Annotated in this window: 20 protein-coding genes, 2 tRNA genes and 1 pseudogene; 10 read left to right on the top strand and 13 right to left on the bottom strand. The window is 71.2% G+C overall.

Translation table 11 applies throughout. The annotated features are described in order from the left end of the window. The 6 genes from BHU15_RS07720 to BHU15_RS07695 all read right to left on the bottom strand — a co-directional run. The coding region (locus tag BHU15_RS07720) for an ArnT family glycosyltransferase (protein ID WP_069626485.1) at window positions 1–1,545 on the bottom strand (1,545 nt) is incomplete at its 3' end. Continuing rightward, window positions 1,542–2,894 carry a bifunctional glycosyltransferase family 2/GtrA family protein gene (locus tag BHU15_RS07715; protein ID WP_079127981.1) on the bottom strand — a complete coding sequence of 451 codons (1,353 nt, stop codon included), beginning with the start codon at window positions 2,892–2,894 and terminating at the stop codon, window positions 1,542–1,544. The genes BHU15_RS07720 and BHU15_RS07715, both read right to left, overlap by 4 nt. A gap of 26 nt (window positions 2,895–2,920) precedes the next feature. Then, the gene (locus BHU15_RS07710; protein WP_247748416.1) at window positions 2,921–4,615 is read right to left on the bottom strand and encodes a sensor histidine kinase; all 1,695 of its coding nucleotides are present in this window, start codon (window positions 4,613–4,615) and stop codon (window positions 2,921–2,923) included. Between the two features lie 2 nt (window positions 4,616–4,617). Next, the gene (locus BHU15_RS07705) at window positions 4,618–5,355 is read right to left on the bottom strand and encodes a response regulator transcription factor (protein WP_023540403.1); all 738 of its coding nucleotides are present in this window, start codon (window positions 5,353–5,355) and stop codon (window positions 4,618–4,620) included. 421 nt (window positions 5,356–5,776) lie between these two features. Continuing rightward, window positions 5,777–6,691, bottom strand: coding sequence for an amidohydrolase family protein (locus tag BHU15_RS07700; protein WP_069626484.1), 915 nt, complete (start codon window positions 6,689–6,691; stop codon window positions 5,777–5,779). 59 nt (window positions 6,692–6,750) lie between these two features. Further along, window positions 6,751–7,638 carry a DUF2797 domain-containing protein gene (locus BHU15_RS07695; protein WP_069626483.1) on the bottom strand — a complete coding sequence of 296 codons (888 nt, stop codon included), beginning with the start codon at window positions 7,636–7,638 and terminating at the stop codon, window positions 6,751–6,753. A gap of 30 nt (window positions 7,639–7,668) precedes the next feature. Here BHU15_RS07695 and BHU15_RS07690 point away from each other — a divergent pair, with 30 nt between their 5' ends. Then, window positions 7,669–8,091 carry a hypothetical protein gene (locus BHU15_RS07690; RefSeq protein ID WP_069626482.1) on the top strand — a complete coding sequence of 141 codons (423 nt, stop codon included), beginning with the start codon at window positions 7,669–7,671 and terminating at the stop codon, window positions 8,089–8,091. Here the strand turns inward: BHU15_RS07690 and BHU15_RS07685 are convergent. The 4 genes from BHU15_RS07685 to BHU15_RS07670 form a co-directional block, all read right to left on the bottom strand. Continuing rightward, window positions 8,075–8,644 (bottom strand): isochorismatase family protein, encoded by a 570-nt coding sequence (locus tag BHU15_RS07685; protein ID WP_069626481.1) that lies wholly within the window; start codon window positions 8,642–8,644, stop codon window positions 8,075–8,077. The two genes, BHU15_RS07690 and BHU15_RS07685, sit on opposite strands and share 17 nt — an antisense overlap. An 85-nt stretch (window positions 8,645–8,729) precedes the next feature. Continuing rightward, a complete protein-coding gene (locus BHU15_RS07680) occupies window positions 8,730–9,344 on the bottom strand; it encodes a DUF6461 domain-containing protein (protein WP_069626480.1) in 615 nt (204 codons plus the stop codon). 93 nt (window positions 9,345–9,437) lie between these two features. Beyond that, window positions 9,438–10,013, bottom strand: coding sequence for a dihydrofolate reductase family protein (locus BHU15_RS07675; RefSeq protein ID WP_069626479.1), 576 nt, complete (start codon window positions 10,011–10,013; stop codon window positions 9,438–9,440). A gap of 114 nt (window positions 10,014–10,127) precedes the next feature. Continuing rightward, entirely contained in the window at window positions 10,128–10,538 is a 411-nt protein-coding gene (locus BHU15_RS07670) for an ArsI/CadI family heavy metal resistance metalloenzyme (RefSeq protein ID WP_069626478.1), read from the bottom strand. 78 nt (window positions 10,539–10,616) lie between these two features. On the opposite strand from BHU15_RS07670, the gene BHU15_RS07665 reads away from it, so the two are divergent. The 7 genes and pseudogenes from BHU15_RS07665 (at window position 10,617) to BHU15_RS07635 (ending at window position 15,425) form a co-directional block, all read left to right on the top strand. After that, window positions 10,617–11,021 carry an ArsR/SmtB family transcription factor gene (locus tag BHU15_RS07665; RefSeq protein WP_069626477.1) on the top strand — a complete coding sequence of 135 codons (405 nt, stop codon included), beginning with the start codon at window positions 10,617–10,619 and terminating at the stop codon, window positions 11,019–11,021. After that, window positions 11,018–12,109 carry an ACR3 family arsenite efflux transporter gene (gene arsB / locus BHU15_RS07660; protein ID WP_069626476.1) on the top strand — a complete coding sequence of 364 codons (1,092 nt, stop codon included), beginning with the start codon at window positions 11,018–11,020 and terminating at the stop codon, window positions 12,107–12,109. Before BHU15_RS07665 ends, arsB begins: the two co-directional genes overlap by 4 nt. Continuing rightward, window positions 12,102–12,506: pseudogene (locus BHU15_RS40025) on the top strand (arsenate reductase ArsC); the annotation flags it as partial. The gene arsB and the pseudogene BHU15_RS40025, both read left to right, overlap by 8 nt. 24 nt (window positions 12,507–12,530) lie before the next feature. After that, on the top strand, window positions 12,531–13,001 hold the full coding sequence (locus tag BHU15_RS40020; protein WP_069626486.1) for a GNAT family N-acetyltransferase: 471 nt from the start codon (window positions 12,531–12,533) through the stop codon (window positions 12,999–13,001). Window positions 13,002–13,128: 127 nt separating this feature from the next. Further along, window positions 13,129–13,704: a hypothetical protein gene (locus tag BHU15_RS07645; RefSeq protein ID WP_069626475.1), complete on the top strand. Its 576-nt coding sequence runs from the start codon at window positions 13,129–13,131 to the stop codon at window positions 13,702–13,704. A 41-nt stretch (window positions 13,705–13,745) separates the two neighbouring features. Next, window positions 13,746–14,966, top strand: coding sequence for a helix-turn-helix domain-containing protein (locus BHU15_RS07640; RefSeq protein ID WP_069626474.1), 1,221 nt, complete (start codon window positions 13,746–13,748; stop codon window positions 14,964–14,966). A gap of 165 nt (window positions 14,967–15,131) precedes the next feature. Next, window positions 15,132–15,425 (top strand): hypothetical protein, encoded by a 294-nt coding sequence (locus tag BHU15_RS07635; RefSeq protein ID WP_069626473.1) that lies wholly within the window; start codon window positions 15,132–15,134, stop codon window positions 15,423–15,425. A 463-nt stretch (window positions 15,426–15,888) separates the two neighbouring features. Here BHU15_RS07635 and BHU15_RS07630 read toward each other — a convergent pair whose 3' ends face one another. The 3 genes from BHU15_RS07630 to BHU15_RS07620 form a co-directional block, all read right to left on the bottom strand. After that, the gene (locus tag BHU15_RS07630; protein WP_141726784.1) at window positions 15,889–16,830 is read right to left on the bottom strand and encodes a DPP IV N-terminal domain-containing protein; all 942 of its coding nucleotides are present in this window, start codon (window positions 16,828–16,830) and stop codon (window positions 15,889–15,891) included. A gap of 175 nt (window positions 16,831–17,005) precedes the next feature. Continuing rightward, window positions 17,006–17,078: transfer RNA gene (locus BHU15_RS07625), tRNA-Arg, on the bottom strand. Window positions 17,079–17,253: 175 nt separating this feature from the next. Then, window positions 17,254–17,344 (bottom strand) — tRNA-Ser (locus BHU15_RS07620). A 216-nt stretch (window positions 17,345–17,560) separates the two neighbouring features. Between BHU15_RS07620 and BHU15_RS07615 the strand changes: the two genes are divergently transcribed. Beyond that, a complete protein-coding gene (locus tag BHU15_RS07615) occupies window positions 17,561–18,034 on the top strand; it encodes an SSI family serine proteinase inhibitor (RefSeq protein WP_069626471.1) in 474 nt (157 codons plus the stop codon). A gap of 197 nt (window positions 18,035–18,231) precedes the next feature. Beyond that, the coding region (locus BHU15_RS07610) for a PAS domain-containing protein (protein WP_141726785.1) at window positions 18,232–20,668 on the top strand (2,437 nt) is incomplete at its 3' end.

Genomic DNA, 20,668 nt, shown 5'->3' with positions numbered 1-20,668 from the left:
GCCGAACCCGCCGCGCGCCGCCGCCGGGCCCGCCGTGACGATCGACCCCGAGTGCGGGGTGTTGACCGTCGACAGCGTGTACGCGAGCGGGGCCGCCAGCGACGCGGCGAGCGCCAGCACGACGGCACCCGTCGCCAGCCGGGGAGTGAGCGTGCGCAGCCGCCCGTCCCGGCCGAGCCGGCCCACGACCGCCAGCGCCACGGCCGCGATCAGCCCGCCGACCAGTACGGCCCAGCGCAGCCACGGCACATAGTCCGGCGTACGGCCGAGCAGCACGAACGCCCACACCGCCGTCCCGGCCACCGTCGCACCGAGCGCGGCCGACGCGAGACGCTTCGCGCGCTCCTCCCACAGCAGCGTCGCGCCCATGCCGACCAGAGCGGCGATGTACGGCGCGAGCGCCACCGTGTAGTACTCGTGGAAGATCCCCGCCATGAAGCTGAAGACGCCAGCCGTCATCAGCAGCGCACCGCCCCAGAGCAGGAACGCGGCGCGCGCGGTGTCCGTGCGTTTGGCCCGCCGGGTCAGCACCAGTCCGACGACGAGCAGGAACAGGGCGGCGGGCAGCAGCCAGGAGATCTGACCGCCGACGCCGTCGCTGAACATCCGGCCGAGTCCGGTCTCACCACCGCGCCGTCCGCCTCCGCCGCCCCCGCCGCCGACACTGCCGACCTCTTCGCCGTTGATCCGGCCAAGTCCGTTGTAGCCAAAGGTGAGTTCGAGGAAGGAGTTGTTCTGCGAGCCGCCGATGTACGGGCGGGACGCGGCCGGCCACAGCTCGACGATCGCGACCCACCAGCCGCCGCTGACCACCAACGCCAGTCCCGCAGCGGCTAGTTGGCCGATCCTGCGCCGTACCGACGCGGGCGCGCACACCGCGTACACGAGCACGAGCGACGGCAGGATCACGAACGCCTGGAGCGTCTTCGTCAGGAACGCGAATCCCATCGCGACACCCGCCCACAACAGCCAGCGCGTCCGGGCGCCTTCCAGCGCGCGCAGCACGCAGTAGACGGTGACCGTCATCAGCAACGCGAGGAGCGCGTCGGGGTTGTTGAAGCGGAACATCAGCGCGGCGACCGGCGTGAGCGCGAGCGCCGCAGCGGCTATCAGTCCGGCGGGGGCACTGAAGCGGCGGCGCACGGCCGCGTACAGCACCGCGACGGTGCCGACGCCCATCAGCGCCTCGGGCACCAGGATCTGCCACGAGCCGAGGCCGAAGAGCCGCACCGACAGGGCCATCGGCCACAGCGCGACCGGGGGTTTGTCGACGGTGATGGAGTTCGCCGCGTCGGACGAACCGAAGAAGAAGGCCTTCCAGCTCTCGCCGCCCGCCTGGACGGCGGCGGAGTAGAAGGAGTTGGCGTAGCCGGAGTCGCCGAGACTCCAGAGGTTGAGGACCAGTGCCGCGAGGAGGAGGGCGAGGAAGGCGGGGCGTACCCACGGCGCGTCCTCGGGCCTGCCGCGGCGGAGACGGGCGAGCAGGGGCACGGCGGGGCGGGCGCTTCCCGCGCTCCGTGCGCCGGGGTGCAGGGCGTGGGTCATCGGGCGCTCCGTTCCTGGGTGCGGGCCTCGTGGGCGTCGGGCTCGTGGTCGTGGGGCTTGTCGTCGTGGGGCTTGTCGTCGTTGCCGCGCCGGTCGGGGAAGACCCACGCACGGAAGAGCAGGAAACGCAGCACCGTCGCCGCGAGGTTGGCGGCGATCAGCACGGCCAGCTCCGTGCCGTGGGCGGGATTCCCGGACGCCGCGTCGAGCGCGGCCAGCGAGCCGCTGGTCAGTGCAAGACCGATACCGAACACGACGAGACCCTGCGCCTGGTGGCGCACGGCCCGCTCCCGGCCCCGTACGCCGAACGTCAGCCGGCGATTGGCCGCGGTGTTCGCGACCGCCGAGACCAACAGCGCGGCAGCGTTTGCCGCTTGAGGCCCGGAGGCCGTACGAAAGAGGGAGTAGAGCAGCAGATAGAAGAGCGTCGACAGCGCGCCGACGACGCAGAAGCCGACCAGCTGGCGCGCGAGTCCGCCGGGTACGCCGCTGATCGCGCGGTCCCGGGGGTCGTCGCCGAACGGCCGGGCGAGCCGGTCGAGCGGCAGCGCGCCGACCGCGAGCGCGCGGCCCACCCGCCAGACGCCCTTGAGGTCGTCGACGGCCGTACTCACGATGTGCACCCGGCTGTCCGGGTCGTCGACCCAGTCGACCGGCACCTCGTGGATCCGCAGCCCGGCCCGTTCGGCGAGCACCAGCATCTCGGTGTCGAAGAACCACCCGGTGTCCTCGACCATCGGCAGCAGCCGCTCGGCCACGTCGCGCCGTATCGCCTTGAAGCCGCACTGCGCGTCGCTGAAGCGCGCGGAGAGCGAGGACTTGAGGATCAGGTTGTACGCACGCGAGATGAACTCCCGCTTGGGGCCGCGCACGACGCGCGACGAGCGCGCGAGCCGCGAGCCGATCGCCAGGTCCGAGTGGCCCGAGATCAGCGGCGCCACGAGCGGCAGGAGCGCGTTGAGGTCGGTGGACAGGTCGACGTCCATGTACGCGAGGACGGGGGAGCCGGAGTGCGACCACACGGTACGCAGCGCCCGCCCCCGCCCCTTCTCCTCCAGCCGGTACGCCGTGACCTCGGTCATCGACGCGGCGAGCCTGGCCGCCACGGCGGGCGTGCGGTCGGTGCTGGCGTTGTCGGCGACGGTGATACGGAAGCGGTACGGGAAGGTACGGGCGAGGTGGTCGTGGAGCCGGCGTACGCACGACTCCAGGTCTCGCTCCTCGTTGTGGACGGGGATCACCACGTCGAGCACGGGGACGCCGGTGGGGGCCCCCGCGTCGAGCGCTTCGACCGGGAGATGTTCCCTGGCCGGGAGGCTGCCCCACGGAGTGTCGGTGTCTGTTCTCATGCGACCGACACTCGGCGGTCAGGCTGTCACCGCAGTGTGCTGAGCCTGTGGTGCGCCTGTGAGTTCACGTCGGTCGTGTCACGGGCGTTGACGCCGTCGAGGACAGCCGGTAGGCGCACCGTGAAGACGGTGCGGCGGCCGGGCTCGCTGCGTACGTGGACGTCCCCGCCGTGCGCGCTGACGACGGCCTGCACGATGGCGAGACCGAGACCGGTGGAGTCGGCGTTCGGGGCGCTGGTTCGGGACGGGGATCGGGTGCGGGACGCGTCGCCACGCGCGAAGCGCTCGAAGACGCGCGGGAGGAGGTCGGGCGGGATGCCGGGCCCGTCGTCCGCCACGTCCACGAGGACGTACGGGTCGGAGGCGGCTGTCGTACGTACGGTCGCCGTGACGGTCGTCCCCGGCGGGGTGTGCGTACGGGCGTTGGCCAGCAGGTTCACGAGCACCTGCTGGAGCCGGGCGGCGTCGCCGCGCACCTGTCCGGGCTCCGCCGGCAGCTCCAGCCGCCAGTGATGGTCCTGCCCGGCGGCCCGCGCGTCGCTCAGCGCGTCCACGACGAGCGGGGCGATGTCGACCGTCTCGTACGCGAGCGGCCGTCCGGCGTCCAGCCGGGCCAGCAGCAGCAGATCGTCGACCAGCCCGCTCATCCGCTGCGCCTCGGCCTCGATCCGGCCGAGCGCGTGCCGGGTGTCGGGCCCGATCTCCTCCCGGCCGCGCCGGGTGAGTTCGGCGTAACCACGGATGGAGGCGAGCGGTGTCCGCAGCTCATGGCTGGCGTCGGCGACGAAGCGCCGTACGCGCGTCTCGCTCTCCTGCCGCGCGGCGAGCGCCGAACCGACGTGCCCCAGCATCCGGTTGAGCGCGGCGCCGACCTGTCCGACCTCGGTGCGCGGATCGGCCTCGGTGTCCGGCAGCCGGGTCAACGGGGCCACCTCGCCGCTGTGCAGGGGGAGTTCGGAGACGAGGGTGGCGGTGGTGGCGACGCGCCGCAGGGGCCTCAGCGCCACCCCGACCAGGACACCGCCCGCGATCCCGGCGGCGACGAGGCCCGCGACGGTGACGCAGATCTCGACGACGATCAGGGTCGTGAGGGTGTTCTGGACGTCGCTGAGCGGGACGCCGACGAGGAACGAGCCGTTGACGCCGTCGACGTACTCGACGCGGTAGTCCCCCAGGTCGGCGAGGGTCACCGTGTGCGAGTCGCCGTCGCGCGGGACCGTGGCGAGCGCGGCCGTCTCGGAGTCGCTGAGCGCGTGCCCGGTGACCTGCTGGCCGGTCTGGTCGTCGCCGCTGCTCTGGGCGCTGATCATGCCCTGGCCGACGTCGCTCGGCCCGGTCCCGGTCAGTTCGACGCCGACCGTGCCGATCGGGGCGCCGCCGCCGGTGATGGTCCTGAGCGGCTCCTTCCCCTTCGACGGCCGGGGCAGGGGGAGTCCGTCCGGCGGCGGTTCGTCGCGGCTGTGCGGGCCGGCGGCCCGCTGGGCGATGGCGTGGACCTGGGCGTCGAGCTGGTCGTACTGGTACGAGCGGAAGGCGATGGTCGTCACCGCGCCGATCACCGAGGCGACGACCGCGATGAGCGAGACGGCGGACACGACGAGGCGGGTGCGCAGCGACCAGCGCTTCGACGACGCGGTACGGGGCGCCGCACTGGGAGTCGTACGGGGAGCCTTACGGGACCGCCGGCGCCGTACTCGATTCCAGACCTCCGCCATCGCCATGCTCACTCTCCCGGCTTGATCAGATACCCCGCCCCGCGCCGCGTGTGGATCATCGGCGTGTGGCCGACGTCGATCTTCCGTCGCAGGTAGGAGATGTACAGCTCCACAACATTCGCCTGGCCGCCGAAGTCGTACGACCACACCCGGTCCAGGATCTGGGCCTTGCTCAGCACCCGCCGCGGGTTGCGCATCAGAAAGCGCAGCAGCTCGAACTCCGTCGCCGTGAGGTGGATCGACCGCCCCGCCCGGCTGACCTCGTGGCTGTCCTCGTCGAGCGTGAGATCACCGACGACCAGCACCGATTCGCTGCGCACGGAGGCGGTGCCGGAACGCCGTATGAGCCCGCGGAGCCGCGCCACGACCTCCTCCAGGCTGAAGGGCTTGGTGACGTAGTCGTCGCCGCCCGCGGTGAGCCCGGCGATCCGGTCCTCCACCGCGTCCTTCGCCGTGAGGAACAGGACGGGCACCTGCGGCAGCTCCTGGCGCAGCCGCCCGAGTACGGCGATGCCGTCCATGTCGGGCAGCATCACGTCCAGCACCACCGCGTCGGGCCGGAACTCCCGCGCCGAGCGCACGGCGCCCGCGCCGTCACCGGCGCTGCGGACGTCCCACCCCTCGTAGCGCAGGGTCATGGACATCAGCTCGGCGAGCGAGGCTTCGTCGTCCACGACAAGGACCCGGACGGGGCTGCCGTCCGGCTTGATCATCTCGGTGCGCCCCCTGGGCGAGGTGACGGTCATGCTGCCCACCCTGCGGAGTCCGGGTGAGAGGGGTCTTGCCGCTTCCTGTGAATTCCCTGAGAACGGCGAGCCTCGCGCCGGCCCGCGTAGCGCTCCTTGCGGTTGCCGGTCCTCGCCCACTCCTGGCGCTCCTTGATGTGGGAGCGCACCTTGCATCCGGCGCAGCAGGGCCGGCCGATCAGCGCGCCGAGGGTCAGTGCCCAGCGGCAGCGGGTATCCGTTTCGTCCCGTACCGGGCCGGTCGGCAGGTCGCAGGGGCCGTGGCGGTGATCGTGAACGGGCACGGGGTGGTGCTCCGCGTGGCGGACCCACGGCGGCTTGGTCTTGTCCGTACGGGACATCTCGTTCCTCTCGGAACCCGCCGCCCGTGCTCCGGAGATTCCGGGGCTTCCGGGCGGCTAGGTCGAGAACGTCGTACGTGTCACGGCCTCACCCCTTTCTCGGCCAGCCCGAAGATGCGGACCCCGTTCCCGTAACAGACCGCGCGCGTCCAGGCGTCGCCCAGACCGAGCCCTTCGAGGACCTCCAGCTGGTGCAGGTAGGGATACGGAATGTTGGGGAAGTCCGACCCGAGCAGGATCCGGTCCCCCAGGTCCGCGAGCCGGGCCTTCGTCTCCGCCCCGGCCGGGAAGGGCGCGAAGCGCTCGCTGAAGTCGGTGAAAGCCATCGTCGTGTCGAGCAGGACCCCGTCGTACCGGTCGGCCAGGTCCAGGAAGTCCGTGTACTCGGGCATCCCCATGTGCGCGACGACGAGCCGCAGCCGCGGATGGCGCGCGAGCAGCCGCCCGACGGGCTCGGGCCCGGTGAACTTGCCCGGCTGCGGGCCCGATCCGCAGTGCATGACGACCGGCACCCCGGCGTCGGCGAGCAGCCCCCAGACCCGGTCGAGGCGTTCGTCGTTGGGGTCGTAACCCCCCACCTGGAGATGGGACTTGAAGATCCGCGCGCCGGAGTCGACGGCCTCGCGCACGTACGTCTCCACGCCCTCCTCGGGGAAGAGGGTCGCGGTCTGCAGGCAGTCGGGCACGCGCGCGGCGAAGCCGGCGGCCCAGCCGTTGAGCCAGTCGGCCATGCCGGGCTTGTGGGGGTAGAGCATCGAGGTGTACGCGCGCACGCCGAACGCCCGTAGGAGCGCGACGCGTTGGTCCTCCTCGTGCCGGTAGGTGATGGGCCACTCCATGCCGGTGAGGGGTCCGGCGCTGTCGAAGTACGCCCACACCTTCCGCAGGACGCGGTCGGGCATGAAGTGCGTGTGTATGTCGACGAGGCCGGGCAGCGAGAGCCGGTCCCGGAACTCCCTCACGGCCTGGATCTCCGCGGCTGCTCGATCATCCATCCCTCTACCCTCCGTTCCACGGGGGCGTGCTGTCCAGCGTGCGCCGGGGGCGGCCGGTCTCAGAAGAGCCCGTCCTGTACGGAGCCGCTCACGCCCCCCACGTCGCGTACGGGCACGGTCACACCGGCCCCGTGGCCCTCCCCCGCCCCGGTGAGTTCCCATCCCCGTACGAGCCGGGTGTCGAGGACGAGCACGGCGCCGCCCCCGCACTCCAGGTGCAGATCGGGCCCGGCGGCGGCCACGAGCCGTCCGGCGACGTGCCCGCCGTCCGCCAGTTCGGCGATCGCGCCGGTCACGGGCGGGGTGCCGGCCAGCCCGAACACGCCGACGTGGTCGACGGGTTCGAGTTCCGCGCGCTCCAACGACTCGGGCCACCCGGCGAGTGCGACGGCCCGCCCGTACAACTCCCGTACCTCCGCCGCCCGTTCGCCCTCGTCGACGGGCAGGGCGGCGCGTACGGCGCGCTTCGCGGCGTACGGCACCCGGTCCGGCACACCCAGCGCCGTACGCAGCAACTCCTCGGTCCGCCGTGCCGCCATCAGCGGCCCGCGCCCGAGCCTGGTGAAGACCACGGCCCCCTGTTCGAGCAGCCGCGCCGACCCGCGCGCCTCGGCGGTGATCCCGACCTTGACCATGCCGGGTCCGAACCAGGCCAGATAGACGGTGTACGGCTGCGGGTCGTCCGCGACGGTGTCGGCGGCCACCGACCGCGACCGGTCGAGCCGCGCGCAGTCGGGGCACTGCCCGCCGGTGCTCCGCCCGCCGACGACGGCACCGACCGGACACCGCTGCCCCCGCACCCCGCCGCACCGCCGCTCGCCGTCGGCGCGGAACCCCAGCTCCCGCCCGTACCGCAGCGCGCTGCGCCGCTCCCGCCCGGTACCGTCCCGCCACACCAGCTCACCACCGCCGGGAGCCCACCGCACGCCGTCGCACCACCACCCCATACGCGCTCCCCAACCTGCTAGAACTACCGGATGCCGCAGCCCCCCACCCTCCACTATGTCCGCTTCCAGTCCCCGACCCGGAGCCCACACGGCCACTTCCCGGGCATCTTCGCGCTGGCCAACGGGCTGGCGCGGGACGGCAGACTGACGCCGGAGCAGTGGCGCTTCTGGCGTACGAACAACGACTGGTACGACGCGGCGTACCCGGACCCCACGAAGGTCGACCCGAGCGTCTACGACCACGCCGTGAACCCGGGCGCGGTGGCCTGGTTCAAGTCGACGGCGGACGAACTGCTCGCGCGGGTGCCCGGCTATCTGGACCTGCTGGCGGCGCACGACGTCGCGTGCGTACGGCTCCGCTCGGCGGTGGTGCCGGGGCGGGTCGTGTACGAGGACTCGACCCAGGTCGTGGTGGTCCCCCCGCCGGCCCGAGCGGTCAGCCGGTCTCGCTGAAGGAGACGTCGGCCGCCCGCGCGACGACCTCGACCTCGTCGCCGAGCGCCCACTCGGCGACGCGCGACACCGTCGCGGCCGGGACGCCGTCGCTGATGCCGTCGACGGCGGGGGCGTCGTACGTCGCGTGGGCGTCGTGCGGCAGTACGACGCGGTACCCGCGCGCGAGGGCGGTCCGCGCGGTGGCCGACACGCACATCTCGGACATCACCCCGCACACGGCGATGCCCTTCACCCCGGCGGCCACCAACACCCCGCCGAGCGGCGTCCCTTCGAACCCGTCGTCCCGCTTCTTGCGTACGACGACCTCGCGGTCGCCCGCGACGACGGGCAGCGCGAGTTCCCATCCCGGGGTCCCGGCCTCGTCGTCGGCCCCCTCGGGCCCGTCGTTCTGCAGATGCACGACGAGCACCCCCCGCTCGCGCGCCCGCCGCAACATCCCCTCGATGGCTTCGCGCACCGGCCGGGCGGCGGGCACGGCGCCCTCCCCGGTGAAGAAGGCGCTCTGCACATCGACAACGACCAGTGCCTGTACGTCAGCAACGTCACTCATCCCGCGATGATCGCCCCCTGGGCCCGCCCCGACAAACGCTTAAACTCCTACACCCACGCCCTCGCGGTCATCCGCACCCTCGCGGTCATCGAAGCCACGAACTCTCCGGATCGCCGCCGAAGAGTTCGCCGGGCGCGGCGAGAAGCACCGTGCGGAGCGGGGTGTCGATCCAGGCCGGATCGACGGCGACGCCCATCGTGCGTTCCAGGAGCGCGAAGGATTCGGCACAGAGGGTGTCGTGGCTGAAGGCGACACCTTCCGCCCAACTCGGCACCTGGTACTCGGGATCCGCCCACGGCGCGTCCTCCACCTCGGCGGGGTCGAACGCACCGTCGACCCGCCCGTCCAGCGCGCGCATGACTTGGTAGCGCGCGTTGACGTCCCAGTGGACGCTGAAGAACTCACCGCCGTCCGCCGACGCCCGGCGGGCGATCTCCGGCAGGCTGCCGTGGTACCCCCACTCGATGGCGACGACGTGTTCCTTGCTGGTGACCACCCGCAACAGCTCGTACTCCTCGTACAGATGGTCGGCCTGTTCGTCGGCGGCTTCGGCGAAGGTCATGAGCCGCGACTGCCCGGGGTCGCCGCCGAACGCCCGGATCACGTCGTCCTCGGACTTCCCGGCGACCACGGAGACGGTGCACGCCTCCAGCGTGTTCGCGTCGGCCCACGCGTACCGGGCAACGAGGTCGTCCCACACCGTGGCGTCTCCCTTGGTTCGAGCGCGTTCGCCAACGTGACGGCGCGTGGCGGCGCACTCTACAGACCACTTGGGACAGAACGATCACCCCACTCAGGCGCGGGGAATGTCCCGCCCGGTCGGCCGGTACTCGATCAACAGCACGCGCCCGTCCAAGACCTGGCTGCCGACCAGCTCCAGTTCGGCCGCCGCCGAGCCCGCGAAGAACGGTTCACGGCCCGACGCCCCCAGGAGCAGCGGAAACGTCATCAGCCGGAGCCGGTCGACGAGTCCCGCGTCAAGGAGCTGCCGGGCGACGGAGAGGCTTCCCATGGTGCGCAGCGGCACCTCGCTCTCCGCCTTGAGCCGGCCCACCTCGGCGACGAGATCGCCGCGGCGGACGCGGGTGTTCGGCCAGGCGGCGGTCTCCAACGTCCTTGAGAACACGACCGCGTTCAGCTCACTCATCCGCCGCCACGACTCGTCCCGCGCCTCCTCGGGCAGCCCGGCCAGCGCCTCGTACGTACGCCGTCCGAAGACGACCAGTTGCGGTCGGGCCGAGGCGGTGGCGATCCACTCCGCCAGTTCCGGGCCGTCGTAGCCGAAGAATCCCGGCGAGTCCTCCGCACCGGCCCATCCGTCGGCCGAGAGGAACACGTCGACGGTCAGTGGCTGCGTACGCGTACGCATGGCTGTCCTTTCCCGGACCCGTGTCTCGGATCCCTTCCGCCTGGGACGTCGGAGCCGCACGGACGTTCTCGACACCAGGCGCCCGCCGGGCACGCATCACGTCACCGACCGTCGTCACTGACCTTCGTCGACCGGCTGGGCGCTCCTGCCGAGGGTGGCGGCGTCGGCCTTGACGACGTAGACCTCCCAGGGCTCCCGGCCGGGGCCGTGGACCCAGACCTTGTCCTGGAGCGCGTAGCAGCACGAGGTGTCGTTCTCCTCGAACGTCGCGAGGCCCGCGTCCTTGAGCCGGGTCGTCGCCGCCTGCACCTGATCGGTGGACTCGACCTCCACACCGAGGTGGTCGAGGCGGGTCTCCTGTCCTGCCTCGCCCTCGATCAGTACGAGCTTGAGGGGCGGTTCGGTGAGGGCGAAGTTGGCGTAGCCCTCGCGCCGCTTGGCCGGTTCCGTACCGAACAGCTTCGAGTAGAAGGTGATCGACGCTTCGAGGTCGCTGACGCGCAGGGCGAGTTGTGCACGGGACATGGCGGTGCTCCGATCGACTGTATCGATGTTCTTCGATTCAAGGTTGCATCTTGGATCGAAGAACGTCAACATAGAAGGATGTCGAAACAACAGCTCGTGGTGCTCGGTCAGCCCGACGCGACGGACGTCACCGGCGAGACCGGCGAGACCGATGCCTGCTGCCCCGGACTGCTGTCCGCTCCCCTCGACGAGGAGCAGGCCGGGGAGCTGGCGAAGGTGTTCAAGGCGCTGGGCGACCCCGTACGTCTGCGCCTGCTCTCGATGATCGCCTCGCGCGCCGGCGGCGAGGTCTGCGTATGCGACCTGACCCCCGCCTTCGACCTGTCGCAGCCGACGATCTCGCATCACCTCAAACTGCTCCGGCAGGCCGGCCTCATCGACTGCGAGCGGCGCGGGACGTGGGTCTACTACTGGCTGCTGCCCGAGATGACCGACCGTCTCGCCGGCGTCCTGACCCGCCCCTCCGCCGACACGACCTCATGAGCGCGGTCCCCGTAACGGCCGTCGCCGGCCGGCTGTCCTTCCTCGACCGGTACCTCGCCGTGTGGATCCTCGCCGCGATGGCGCTCGGCATCGGCCTCGGCCGCGTCGTGCCCGGCCTCGGCGACGCGCTCGCCGGGATCACCGTGACCGGGGTGTCGCTGCCGATCGCGCTCGGCCTGCTCGTGATGATGTACCCGGTCCTCGCCAAGGTGCGGTACGACCGGCTGGACACCGTCACCCGCGACCGCCGCCTGCTGCTGCCCTCGCTGCTGCTGAACTGGATCGTCGGCCCGGCGCTGATGTTCGCGCTGGCCTGGCTGTTCCTGCCGGACCTGCCCGAGTACCGCACCGGCCTGATCATCGTCGGCCTCGCCCGCTGCATCGCCATGGTCATCATCTGGAACGACCTGGCGTGCGGGCACCGCGAGGCCGCCGCCGTACTGGTCGCCCTCAACTCCGTGTTCCAGGTGATCGCGTTCTCGGCGCTCGGCTGGTTCTACCTCAGTGTCCTGCCCGGCTGGCTCGGCCTTGAGCAGGCGGGTCTCGACGTGTCCGTGTGGGAGATCTCCCGAAGCGTGCTGATCTTCCTCGGCATCCCGCTCGCCGCCGGATACCTCACGCGCCGCATCGGTGAGAGGACCAAGGGCCGGACCTGGTACGAGTCGCGGCTCATCCCGCGTATCGGCCCCTTCGCCCTGTACGGACTGCTGTTCACCGTCGTCGTACTCTTCGCCCTCCAGGGCGACGCCATCACCTCCCGGCCGCTCGACGTCGCCCGTATCGCGCTGCCGCTCCTCGTCTACTTCGCGATCATGTGGACCGGCTCCATGGCGATCGGCCGCGCTGTCGGCCTCGACCACCCGAAGGCCACCGCCCTCGCCTTCACCGCCGCGGGCAACAACTTCGAACTGGCCATCGCGGTCGCCATCGCCACGTTCGGCGCCACCTCCGGGCAGGCCCTGGCCGGCGTCGTCGGCCCACTGATCGAGGTACCGGCCCTGATCGGCCTCGTGTACGTCGCCCTCTACGCCCGCCGCTTCTTCCCCTCACCCACGCCCACCACCGAGGAAGCCCCCGCCCATGCCTGACACCGCCCGGCCCACCGTCCTGTTCGTCTGCGTCCACAACGCGGGCCGCTCACAGATGGCCGCCGCCTTCCTCACGCACCTCGCGGGCGACCGCGTAGAGGTGCGCTCGGCGGGCTCGACCCCCGCCGACGCGGTGAACCCGTCGGTCGTCGCGGCGATGGCCGAGGTGGGCATCGACATCTCGGCCGAGACGCCCAAGATCCTCACGGTCGACGCCGTGCGCGCGTCCGACGTCGTGATCACGATGGGCTGCGGCGACACCTGCCCGGTCTTCCCCGGAAAGCGTTACCTGGACTGGCAGTTGCCCGACCCTGCGGGCCAGGGAGTCGACGCGGTCCGCCCCATCCGCGACGAGATCGAACGCCGCGTCCGCACCCTCGTCCACGAGATCGCCCCGACCCCGCTCGCGCGCATCGTGACCATGACCCCGGACCACGCCGAGGAGATCCTGGCGATCTACCAACTCGGCATCGACGAAGGCAACGCCACCTTCGAAACGACCGCCCCCACCTGGAAGGAGTTCGACACCGCCAAACTGCCCGACCACCGCTACGTCGCCGTCGACGAGACGGGCAAGGTCCTGGGCTGGGTCGCCGTGGCACCGGTCTCCCCCCGGCGCGCCTACGCCGGCGTCGTCGAACACTCGCTGTACGTCCACCCCGCCGCCCGCGCCCAAGGCATCGGCACGGCGCTCCTGCGCCACCTGATCACGTCGACGGAGGCGGCGGGCATCTGGACGATCCAGTCGGGCATCTTCCCGGAAAACACCGCCAGCCTCGCACTCCACCAGAACCTGGGCTTCCGCATCATCGGCACCCGCGAACGCATCGCCCAACACCAAGGCGTCTGGCGCGACGTCACCCTGCTCGAACGCCGATCCCCTGCTTCCTGATGCCGACGCTCCCTCCGCCGTCAGGGGGAGCCGGTTCAGCCCACTGTGCGATGCCCGGCATCCTGTCGGCTGCGATCTTCGATGGCCAGGGGCCGGCCACAGCGGCCCACCGAGCCGAGGACCGCGCATGCAGACACGCCTGGACACCGCCTGGCAGGCGATCCACGAGCCCACATCCGGAGTGTCCCGGCGGACACAACTCGTCGCTTACGCCGTGCCGTTAACGGTCCTGCCGTCCAGCATCTGGCGACTCCCGGCCGCCTTCGACGACGGGATCGGGCTCGGCGAGCGGGCGTACATCGTCGCTCTGTCGGTCGTGTCCGAACTCCTCGCGCTCACGGCGATCGGCCTGATCGCCCGATGGGGCGAGGTGTTCCCACTCTGGGTTCCGCTCCTGCGCGGGCGCCGGGTCCCCATCAAGGCAGCGGTCGTCCCGGCCGCCGTCGGCGCCACGATCCTCACCCTCTTCTTCACCGTCCTGCAGGTCGTCTCCGCGATCAGGGGCACCAAGATCGGAGGCGACGACCTCCCCGACTCCGCCCCGTCCCAGGTCGGCGGCTGGGAGACCGCCTCGTTCTACGTCTGCTACCTGCCGCTGACCCTGTGGGGTCCACTGCTGGCCGTACTGACGACCGCGTACTGGAAGCGCCGCCGCGCTGTGACAGCGGACAGGTCTGGCGCCACCGCCGGGCCCATCATGTGACGTTCAGGGTGAGGGACGCCCGCGCGGCGTAGCGTGGCAGCGTGGTAGCGAGCGAACAGAACCTTGGGAGGACCCTCCGGCGCCTGCGTCGGCTGGCCGACCTCACGCAGGAAGAGCTTGCGGAGCGTTCCGGTGTCTCCGTGGACGTGATCCGTCAGCTCGAGCAGGGGCGGAAACACTCGGCCCGCCTCCCCACGCTGCATGCCCTCGCGAACGGGCTCGGAGTGGAGCTGACCACGCTCCTGGGAGACCCTCCTGCGGTCGCCAAGACCGGTGAGGCCAACAGCCCACGGCTCGTGGCGGTACGTCGCGCGATCATGCCCCCGCTGTGGGGGCCGCCACCGTCACCGGTCGGCCCGGACTTCTCCCTGGAGCGTCTGCGCGAGCAGATCGCCGACGGCTGGTCGCAGTACCACGAGGCGGAGTTCGATGTCGTGATGAAGGCGCTTCCCGACCTGATTTCGGAGGCACGTTCGGCGTCGGTCTCCGGCACCGACGACGAGCGTGGAGCGGGCTTCGCGGCGCTGGGCAAGGTGCTCCAGCTCGGTGGCCACGTCGCGATTCGTATGGGTACAACCGACCTCGCCTTGACGAGCCTGGAGCGTGCGATAGACGCGGCGGGGCAGTCGTCCGATCCGCTGCTCCTGCCGATGATCGTCAACTCCACGGCGTGGGCGTACCAGCGCCAAGGTCGCCTGGAAGACGCCTTGTACGTCGCCAACCGGGCCGCCGACGACATGAAGTCGGCCGGCCTCACCGATACCGCGGACGGGTTGAAAGTCTGGGGCGCCCTCACCATGAGCGCCGCCACCTCAGCGGCGCGGAGCCGCGACTACGACCGCGCGGCATCGATGATGGAGATGGCGGAAAAAGAAGCCGCACGCGTCTCCAAGCTCCCCGCAGGTGACGACAACCGCATGGTCAGCGTCTTCAGCCCGTCGTCGGTCCGTATCGAGCGCGTCCGCTTGGCCGTCCAGTACGGGCACCCCGAAGACGCCCTCGCCCTGGCCAAGGGCATGCGTCTGAGCAAGGACACACCACCGTCGTGGCGTACGTGGTTGCTGCTCGACGTAGCACGGGCGCGCACGGACATCGGAGACGCCGCCGGCGCGGTGAAGACTCTGGAGTCCCTGAAGCGTGTTGCCCCTGAGTGGATACGCCACCACACCCTTGCGGTGGCCATCGTGCGCGACCTCTGGTCGCTGCCCAACCACCCACCGGGACTGCGGCCGTTGGCCGAGTTTCTGGGAGTCACCGAATAGCGTCGTGGAAGTGGGACGTTGCGTCCCTGTCTCTGCCGCCGATATCTCGAAAGCCTGGTCAAGCAAGCGTCCCCGTACCGCTCTATTCAGTGCGGGAACTGCCGACGGCTCAACCAGGGAGCAACCGACATGCGGAACCTCAGCCGCACTGGACGTGCGGAAACCGTGCTCAGCAGAAGAACGAAAGCGGAGATCGCCAAAGCGCTGGAGCGCCGTCAGGGCTTCCAGAAGCAGGGTCTGCCGGTGATGGCGCAGGGTGCGTTGGACGCCCGGATCACGGTCGTCGTGAAGATGAGCGTGGACGGCTTCCTGAAGTATGCGGCGAACGAGGCCCACGGCCGGTACACGGCCCACTTGGAGGTCTGCGGGTGCCGGGCGGTCGGAGTCTTCTGCAAGCGCGGCGACGAACTGGCCAAGGAGTGGCGCGTAGCCCGCGAGTTGGCGGGGGTGGACGCGTGAATGCTCCAGAGATCGGGCCTGCGGAGCGGGCAGCGCTTGAGGACATCATGGAACGATCGGCTCGCGATCTGGAGACCCACCAGATGAGGTGCGTCCCGTGCCGGACACCAGGCGTCAGCTGCGGCACGGGCGCCAACATCGCGTGGACCCACAAGGACGCAAAGCGCGCCCTGCGGCTCGAATGACCCTCGTCCAGGAACTCGAAGCCCAAGAAGAGAAGGCGTGGAACGCCTACCTCGATCACTCCCGGAACTGCTCGTCTTGCACAACTCTCTACGCGTACTGCGCCGTCGCCGCCGAGCTCCTCAGGACCGTCCGCGACCTCCGCGACGCGATCGGATGGGATCCACGGTGAACGCCGTCGAACTGCTAATTCGTCGCGCCCAACGTGCACCCCTTGGGCCCGCCGATCACGGGACGGCCGGCCGCGGGCACCACCTGGTGCCCGCGGCCGGTGTTGCTGCTACCTGTTCAGCCAGTCGGTGGGGGTGGCAGCCTGGTCCGTCAGGACCTGCAGGTTCTTTCCGTCGGCGGCGTCGACGACGTAGGTGCTGTGGGTGTAGTCGAAGGCGTCCATGGCGGAGAAGGCGATTTGCGTGCCATCGGGCGAGAAGACGGGGCCCTGGACGCTGCTGAGGGGGGTCGTCCAGTTGCTCTGCAGCTCGGTGACGGCGCCGGTCGCCACCTGGACGGCGTTCAGGCCGTTCTCGGTGACGTAGACGATGCGCTGCCCGTCGGGGGACCAATCGACGGGCGTGGACAGTGCATTGCGAGTGGTGCTGATCTGGTGCACCTGCCGGGTGGCGATGTCCATGACCCAGACGTCCCTGCCGTTCTCCCAGCCGTCGGCGGTCTCGTACGTGGCGGTCCTCACGAAGGCGATGCTCCGGCCGTCGGGCGAGAAGGTCCCTGCGCCGCCGGTTGTCGTGAGCACCTCCTGTCCCGTGCCGTCGCTCTTGATCCACTCCATACCGCGCGGGCTGTCGTAGACGATCCGCTTGCCGTCCGGGGACCAGTCGGGGTGTCCGGCGTACGGGGCCTCATTGGTTTCGGGCGCGATACCCCGGACCAGAACGTGCTGGTCACTGCCATCGCCGTCGGCGACCACCAGGTTCCGGGCGTACATACAGCCTTCGGTCTGGGGAATGCAGGTGCCGTCGCGCTGGATGTACGCCACGGTGGAGCCCTTCGGAGAGAGGACTCCGTCCTCGGCGTTCTGCGCGAAGGTCCGGATGACGTCGCCGCTCACGGGGTCGAGCGAGACCAAAGCGGGAGAGCCGGAGGAATAGCCAGTGGCGGTGATCCGGCCGGCCGCCGTCCCCTGCTCCGCCGCGGCGGTCCCCGCTGCCGGCAGACCAGCGGCGACGACGATCCCTACGGCCAGCACGACGCGTCTGAAAAGCACTTGAGCCCTCCCAGGGCAGCCGGAGTCTCCGGCCCCCTGTTCAAGAGCGCAACCGGATCAAGAAACGTCACGGGGCGGTCCATTGGATGGTCGCGGGTCCCGTTGCCGTACGTCGCTGCCGTGCAGCCCAACGCCAGAGGCCCCGGACTTGTCGTCCGGGGCCTCTGGGCTGCTGTGCACTCGGCAGGATTCGAACCTGCAACCTTCTGATCCGTAGTCAGATGCTCTATCCGTTAAGCTACGAGTGCTTGGCTTGCCGGGCTTTTGGGGCCCGTCCGCGTTGCGAGAACAACATTACATGACCTGCGGCGTCACGTGAAATCCATTAGCCGGACCCGGTCTGAGCTGCGGAAACTTCCCGAAACAGGGGCCGGTGACGGCCGAAGCCCCGGCCTGGTGGACGGGGCTTCGGTGGGTCGTGCGCGGAGGCGGAGGGATTTGAACCCTCGATGGGATTTAAGTCCCAAACCGCATTAGCAGTGCGGCGCCATAGACCGGACTAGGCGACGCCTCCAGCACACCCGCGCGGGCGCGGGTGGTGCGTGTCAGATGATGACACAGTCGAGCGCGGTGTCACCAATCGCCGCCCACGGTACTAGGCGGGAAGCCCGCAGGGCAAAGCGCTTCTTCGCGCCCCTCGTCGGTGCGCAACGACTGGGGCCCGCGCGCGTTAGGGATGGCGGGCGCGCACCGTCGGGCCCCTTGGAATCGTCTGCCGTCAGGAGTTCCCGTGTCGCGTCGTTTCTCTCTCACCGCCACCGCCGTCTTCGCCGCCTCGCTCGTCGCCGGGGGCGCGTTCGCGCCCGCCGCCGTCGCCGCCTCGCCGCTCGGTCTGGCGCCGCTGCCGCTGCCGTCGCTGCTCCAGGAGCGGGAGCAGGACCAGCTCACCGTGACCGTCGTCGACACCAACATCACCCGCGCCGACGGCACGTACGAGCTGCGCTGCGGGCCCGCCGGCGGTTCGCACCCCGAGAGCGCGTCCGCGTGTGCGCGGCTGGACGAGCTGGCCGGTGAGTCGAAGGACCCCTTCGCGCCGGTGCCCAAGGGGCAGATGTGCACCATGCAGATGGGCGGGCCCGCCACCGCGCGGGTCACGGGGACGTGGCAGGGGCGCAGCATCGACGCGACGTTCAGCCGTAAGAACGGGTGCGAGATCTCGCGGTGGCAGAACCTCGTTCCCGTGCTCCCCGCGGCCAGGGGCTGACCTACGGGGCAGGTGGGAGGGGGCGCACAAGGGGTGCGTACCAGGTCCGCACACAACCTTGGTGAGAGCTCCCCCTCATCCGCCGCCCCGCCGCGCCCCCAGCCCTTAGACTCCCTCCAGTGACAGGCTGAGACTCCGAGGGGCAAGATGAGACCGGCCGTCCGCAAGGTGCAGTGGGTCAGGGAGGAAGCGTCGTCGTGAGCAGCAGGCCATCCCGAGGCGCTGCTCGCCTCGCGGCGATACTTGACGCGCTTCCCGACGGGTTGGTGCTCGTCAACAGCAACGGCACCGTCGTCAACGCCAACACCATCGCGCTCGAAACCTTCGAGACCCCCGGCACGGCCCTGGTCGGGCGTGGTCTGCTCGATCTCCTGCCGGAGTTCGACCCGCGGCTGATCCCCGGTTCGATGCGCCGCCCGGAGGCCTCCGACGAGCGGGGCCGTACGAAGCCGACGCGTATGGTCGCGCGGCGTACCGACGGCAGCGAGTTCCCCGTCGAGGTCACCAGCGCCAACCTGGAGGACGGGCAGCAGGCCCAGGCCTACAACGACCTGCACAACTACACCGGCGACGAGCTGCTGATGCTCGTCGTACGCGACCTGTCCGGGACCGTCGACACCGAGGCGGAGCTGGCGCGTTCGCAGCGGCAGACCGAGATGATCCTGCGGGCCGCCGCCGAGGGCGTGGTCGGTACGGACACCGACGGGCGGGTCGTCCTCGTCAACCCCGCCGCCGCGCAGATCCTCGGCTTCCGGGCCAGCGATCTCGGCGGTCAGGAGCTGCACCCGCTGATCCTGCACTCGCGCGGGGACGGCGAGCCGTTCCCGTACGAGGACTCGCCCCTCGCCGACACCCTCAAGTCGGGCCGCAAGCACCGGGTACGCGGGCAGGTGCTGTGGGCGAAGAACGGCAAGCAGGTGCCGGTCGACCTGACCACCGCTCCCGTACGGGACGGGGAGCAACTGGTCGGCGCGGTGATGACGTTCACCGACCGGCGGCCGTACGAGGAGCTGGTCGAGGCCCACGCGACCGAGGCCAGCGAGACGGCCGAGCGGCACGCGGCCGAGCTGGCGGAGACGGTCGAGCGGCACGAGAAGGAACTCGCCGAGGCCGTCGAGCGGCACACCGCCGAACTCGCCGACCGCAGCGACCGGTACGCGGCCGAGATCGAGGAGTTGGCGGAGCGGTACGACAACACGGCCCGCCGCCATCACCAGCTGGCGGCCGTCCTCGGTGGCGCGCTGCGCGGGCCGCTGGAGGAGCTGCGGGGCGAGCTGTCGACGCTCGCCGCCGACCCGGCCGGGCAACTGTGGCCCGAGGCCAACCAGATGCTGCACCACCTGTCGGCCGGCTACGCGCGGATGACGACGCTGGTGGACAACGTCCTCGGCTACCAGCGGCTCGACGAGGGTCTGGACCGGCTGACCAAGGTCAACGTGCTGCTCGACGCGGTCGTCGCGGCCGGTGTCGAGGGCGCGGTCGAGCTGATCGGCCCCGGCCGGGCGCAGTTCGCGGTGCACGCGCCGCCGATCGAGGCGGAGGTCGACCCCGTACGGCTCGCGACGGCGCTCGCGCATCTGACGGCGGACGTGGCGGGCGTCGACTCCACCGGGCGTACGCGGGCGGTCCCGGACGGCGGTTACGTGGACTCCACGATCGTGGTCGCGGCGGCGCAGCGCGGGGATGTCGTACGGATCGAGGTACGCGGGCCGTTCGCGGGCGGCGATCCGGTGCACGAGCCGATCGTGCGCGGGATCGTACGGGCGCACGGCGGGGTGTTGCAGACGCACGAGATGCCGGGCATGGGCGGCAGCGCGTACGTGCTCGAAGTGCCGCTCGGGGGTGGGGCGGGGACGTTCCATCCGCCCACGGCCGAGGAGAGCCAGGCGCCCGTTCAGCAGGAGGAGGCGCCGGGGTCGACCGGTGGTTCCGGCCGGTCGACCGGTGGCGGCGGCGGTGGGCGACGGCGTGCGCGGCGCGCGTCCACGGACGCGTTCCTCGGGGCTCCGGGCGAGGAGCCCGCCGGCGAGCCGACGGGGCGCCGCAGGGCCCGTACGGAGGCGGCCCCCGCACCCGCACCCGCACCCGAGATTCCCGCCCAGGACTTCGGCGACAGCAGCGGCGGCGCGCCCGGCGGAGGTACGGGCCGCAGGCGCGGCCGGCCGAGCCCGGCGGAGGACGCGTCCGGGGTCCCCGTACCGGGCGCCGAGATCGCCGTATCCGGTCCGCCCGCCCCCGCTGCTCCCGCGCCACCCGCCGCTTCCGAGGGGTCGGTCGTGACGGCCGCCGAGGGCGCGCGTCCGAACGGGCGCGCGGCGCTCGGCCAGGCCGTGCCGCCGCAGGGCGTACCGCACGGCGCGCAGCAGGAGGCCGTGGCGGCCGGTACGGGACGGCGTGCCCGGCACGGTGGGCAGAACGCCCTCCCGGCCCCTGCCACGCAGCAGCCGGCCGTGCGTCGTGCCCGGCGCGCGCTGGCGCCCTCGCAGCAACGGTCCACGCCCGCGCCCGCACCGGCTCCCGCCGGCGATACCGCGCCTGCCCGCGCGCAGTTCGCGCTCCCGCCGGCCGACGCCGACCGCGCGCCGCGCCACGACTCGGCGCCCTCGGACCCGCGCGCCGACCACACCCCGCTGA

It is taken from the genome of Streptomyces niveus (assembly GCF_001723055.1).
Lineage (GTDB): Bacteria > Actinomycetota > Actinomycetes > Streptomycetales > Streptomycetaceae > Streptomyces > Streptomyces niveus.
This window is presented reverse-complemented; position numbering and strand designations above follow the sequence as displayed.

Bases quoted from the DNA above. Each gene is read 5' to 3' on its own strand.
- BHU15_RS07715 (WP_079127981.1), bottom strand. From the start codon at position 2,894: ATGAGAACAGACACCGACACTCCGTGGGGCAGCCTCCCGGCCAGGGAA.
- BHU15_RS07710 (WP_247748416.1), bottom strand. From the start codon at position 4,615: ATGGCGATGGCGGAGGTCTGGAATCGAGTACGGCGCCGGCGGTCCCGT.
- BHU15_RS07705 (WP_023540403.1), bottom strand. From the start codon at position 5,355: ATGACCGTCACCTCGCCCAGGGGGCGCACCGAGATGATCAAGCCGGAC.
- BHU15_RS07700 (WP_069626484.1), bottom strand. From the start codon at position 6,691: ATGGATGATCGAGCAGCCGCGGAGATCCAGGCCGTGAGGGAGTTCCGG.
- BHU15_RS07695 (WP_069626483.1), bottom strand. From the start codon at position 7,638: ATGGGGTGGTGGTGCGACGGCGTGCGGTGGGCTCCCGGCGGTGGTGAG.
- BHU15_RS07690 (WP_069626482.1), top strand. From the start codon at position 7,669: ATGCCGCAGCCCCCCACCCTCCACTATGTCCGCTTCCAGTCCCCGACC.
- BHU15_RS07685 (WP_069626481.1), bottom strand. From the start codon at position 8,644: ATGAGTGACGTTGCTGACGTACAGGCACTGGTCGTTGTCGATGTGCAG.
- BHU15_RS07675 (WP_069626479.1), bottom strand. From the start codon at position 10,013: ATGCGTACGCGTACGCAGCCACTGACCGTCGACGTGTTCCTCTCGGCC.
- BHU15_RS07670 (WP_069626478.1), bottom strand. From the start codon at position 10,538: ATGTCCCGTGCACAACTCGCCCTGCGCGTCAGCGACCTCGAAGCGTCG.
- BHU15_RS07665 (WP_069626477.1), top strand. From the start codon at position 10,617: ATGTCGAAACAACAGCTCGTGGTGCTCGGTCAGCCCGACGCGACGGAC.
- arsB (WP_069626476.1), top strand. From the start codon at position 11,018: ATGAGCGCGGTCCCCGTAACGGCCGTCGCCGGCCGGCTGTCCTTCCTC.
- BHU15_RS40020 (WP_069626486.1), top strand. From the start codon at position 12,531: ATGACCCCGGACCACGCCGAGGAGATCCTGGCGATCTACCAACTCGGC.
- BHU15_RS07645 (WP_069626475.1), top strand. From the start codon at position 13,129: ATGCAGACACGCCTGGACACCGCCTGGCAGGCGATCCACGAGCCCACA.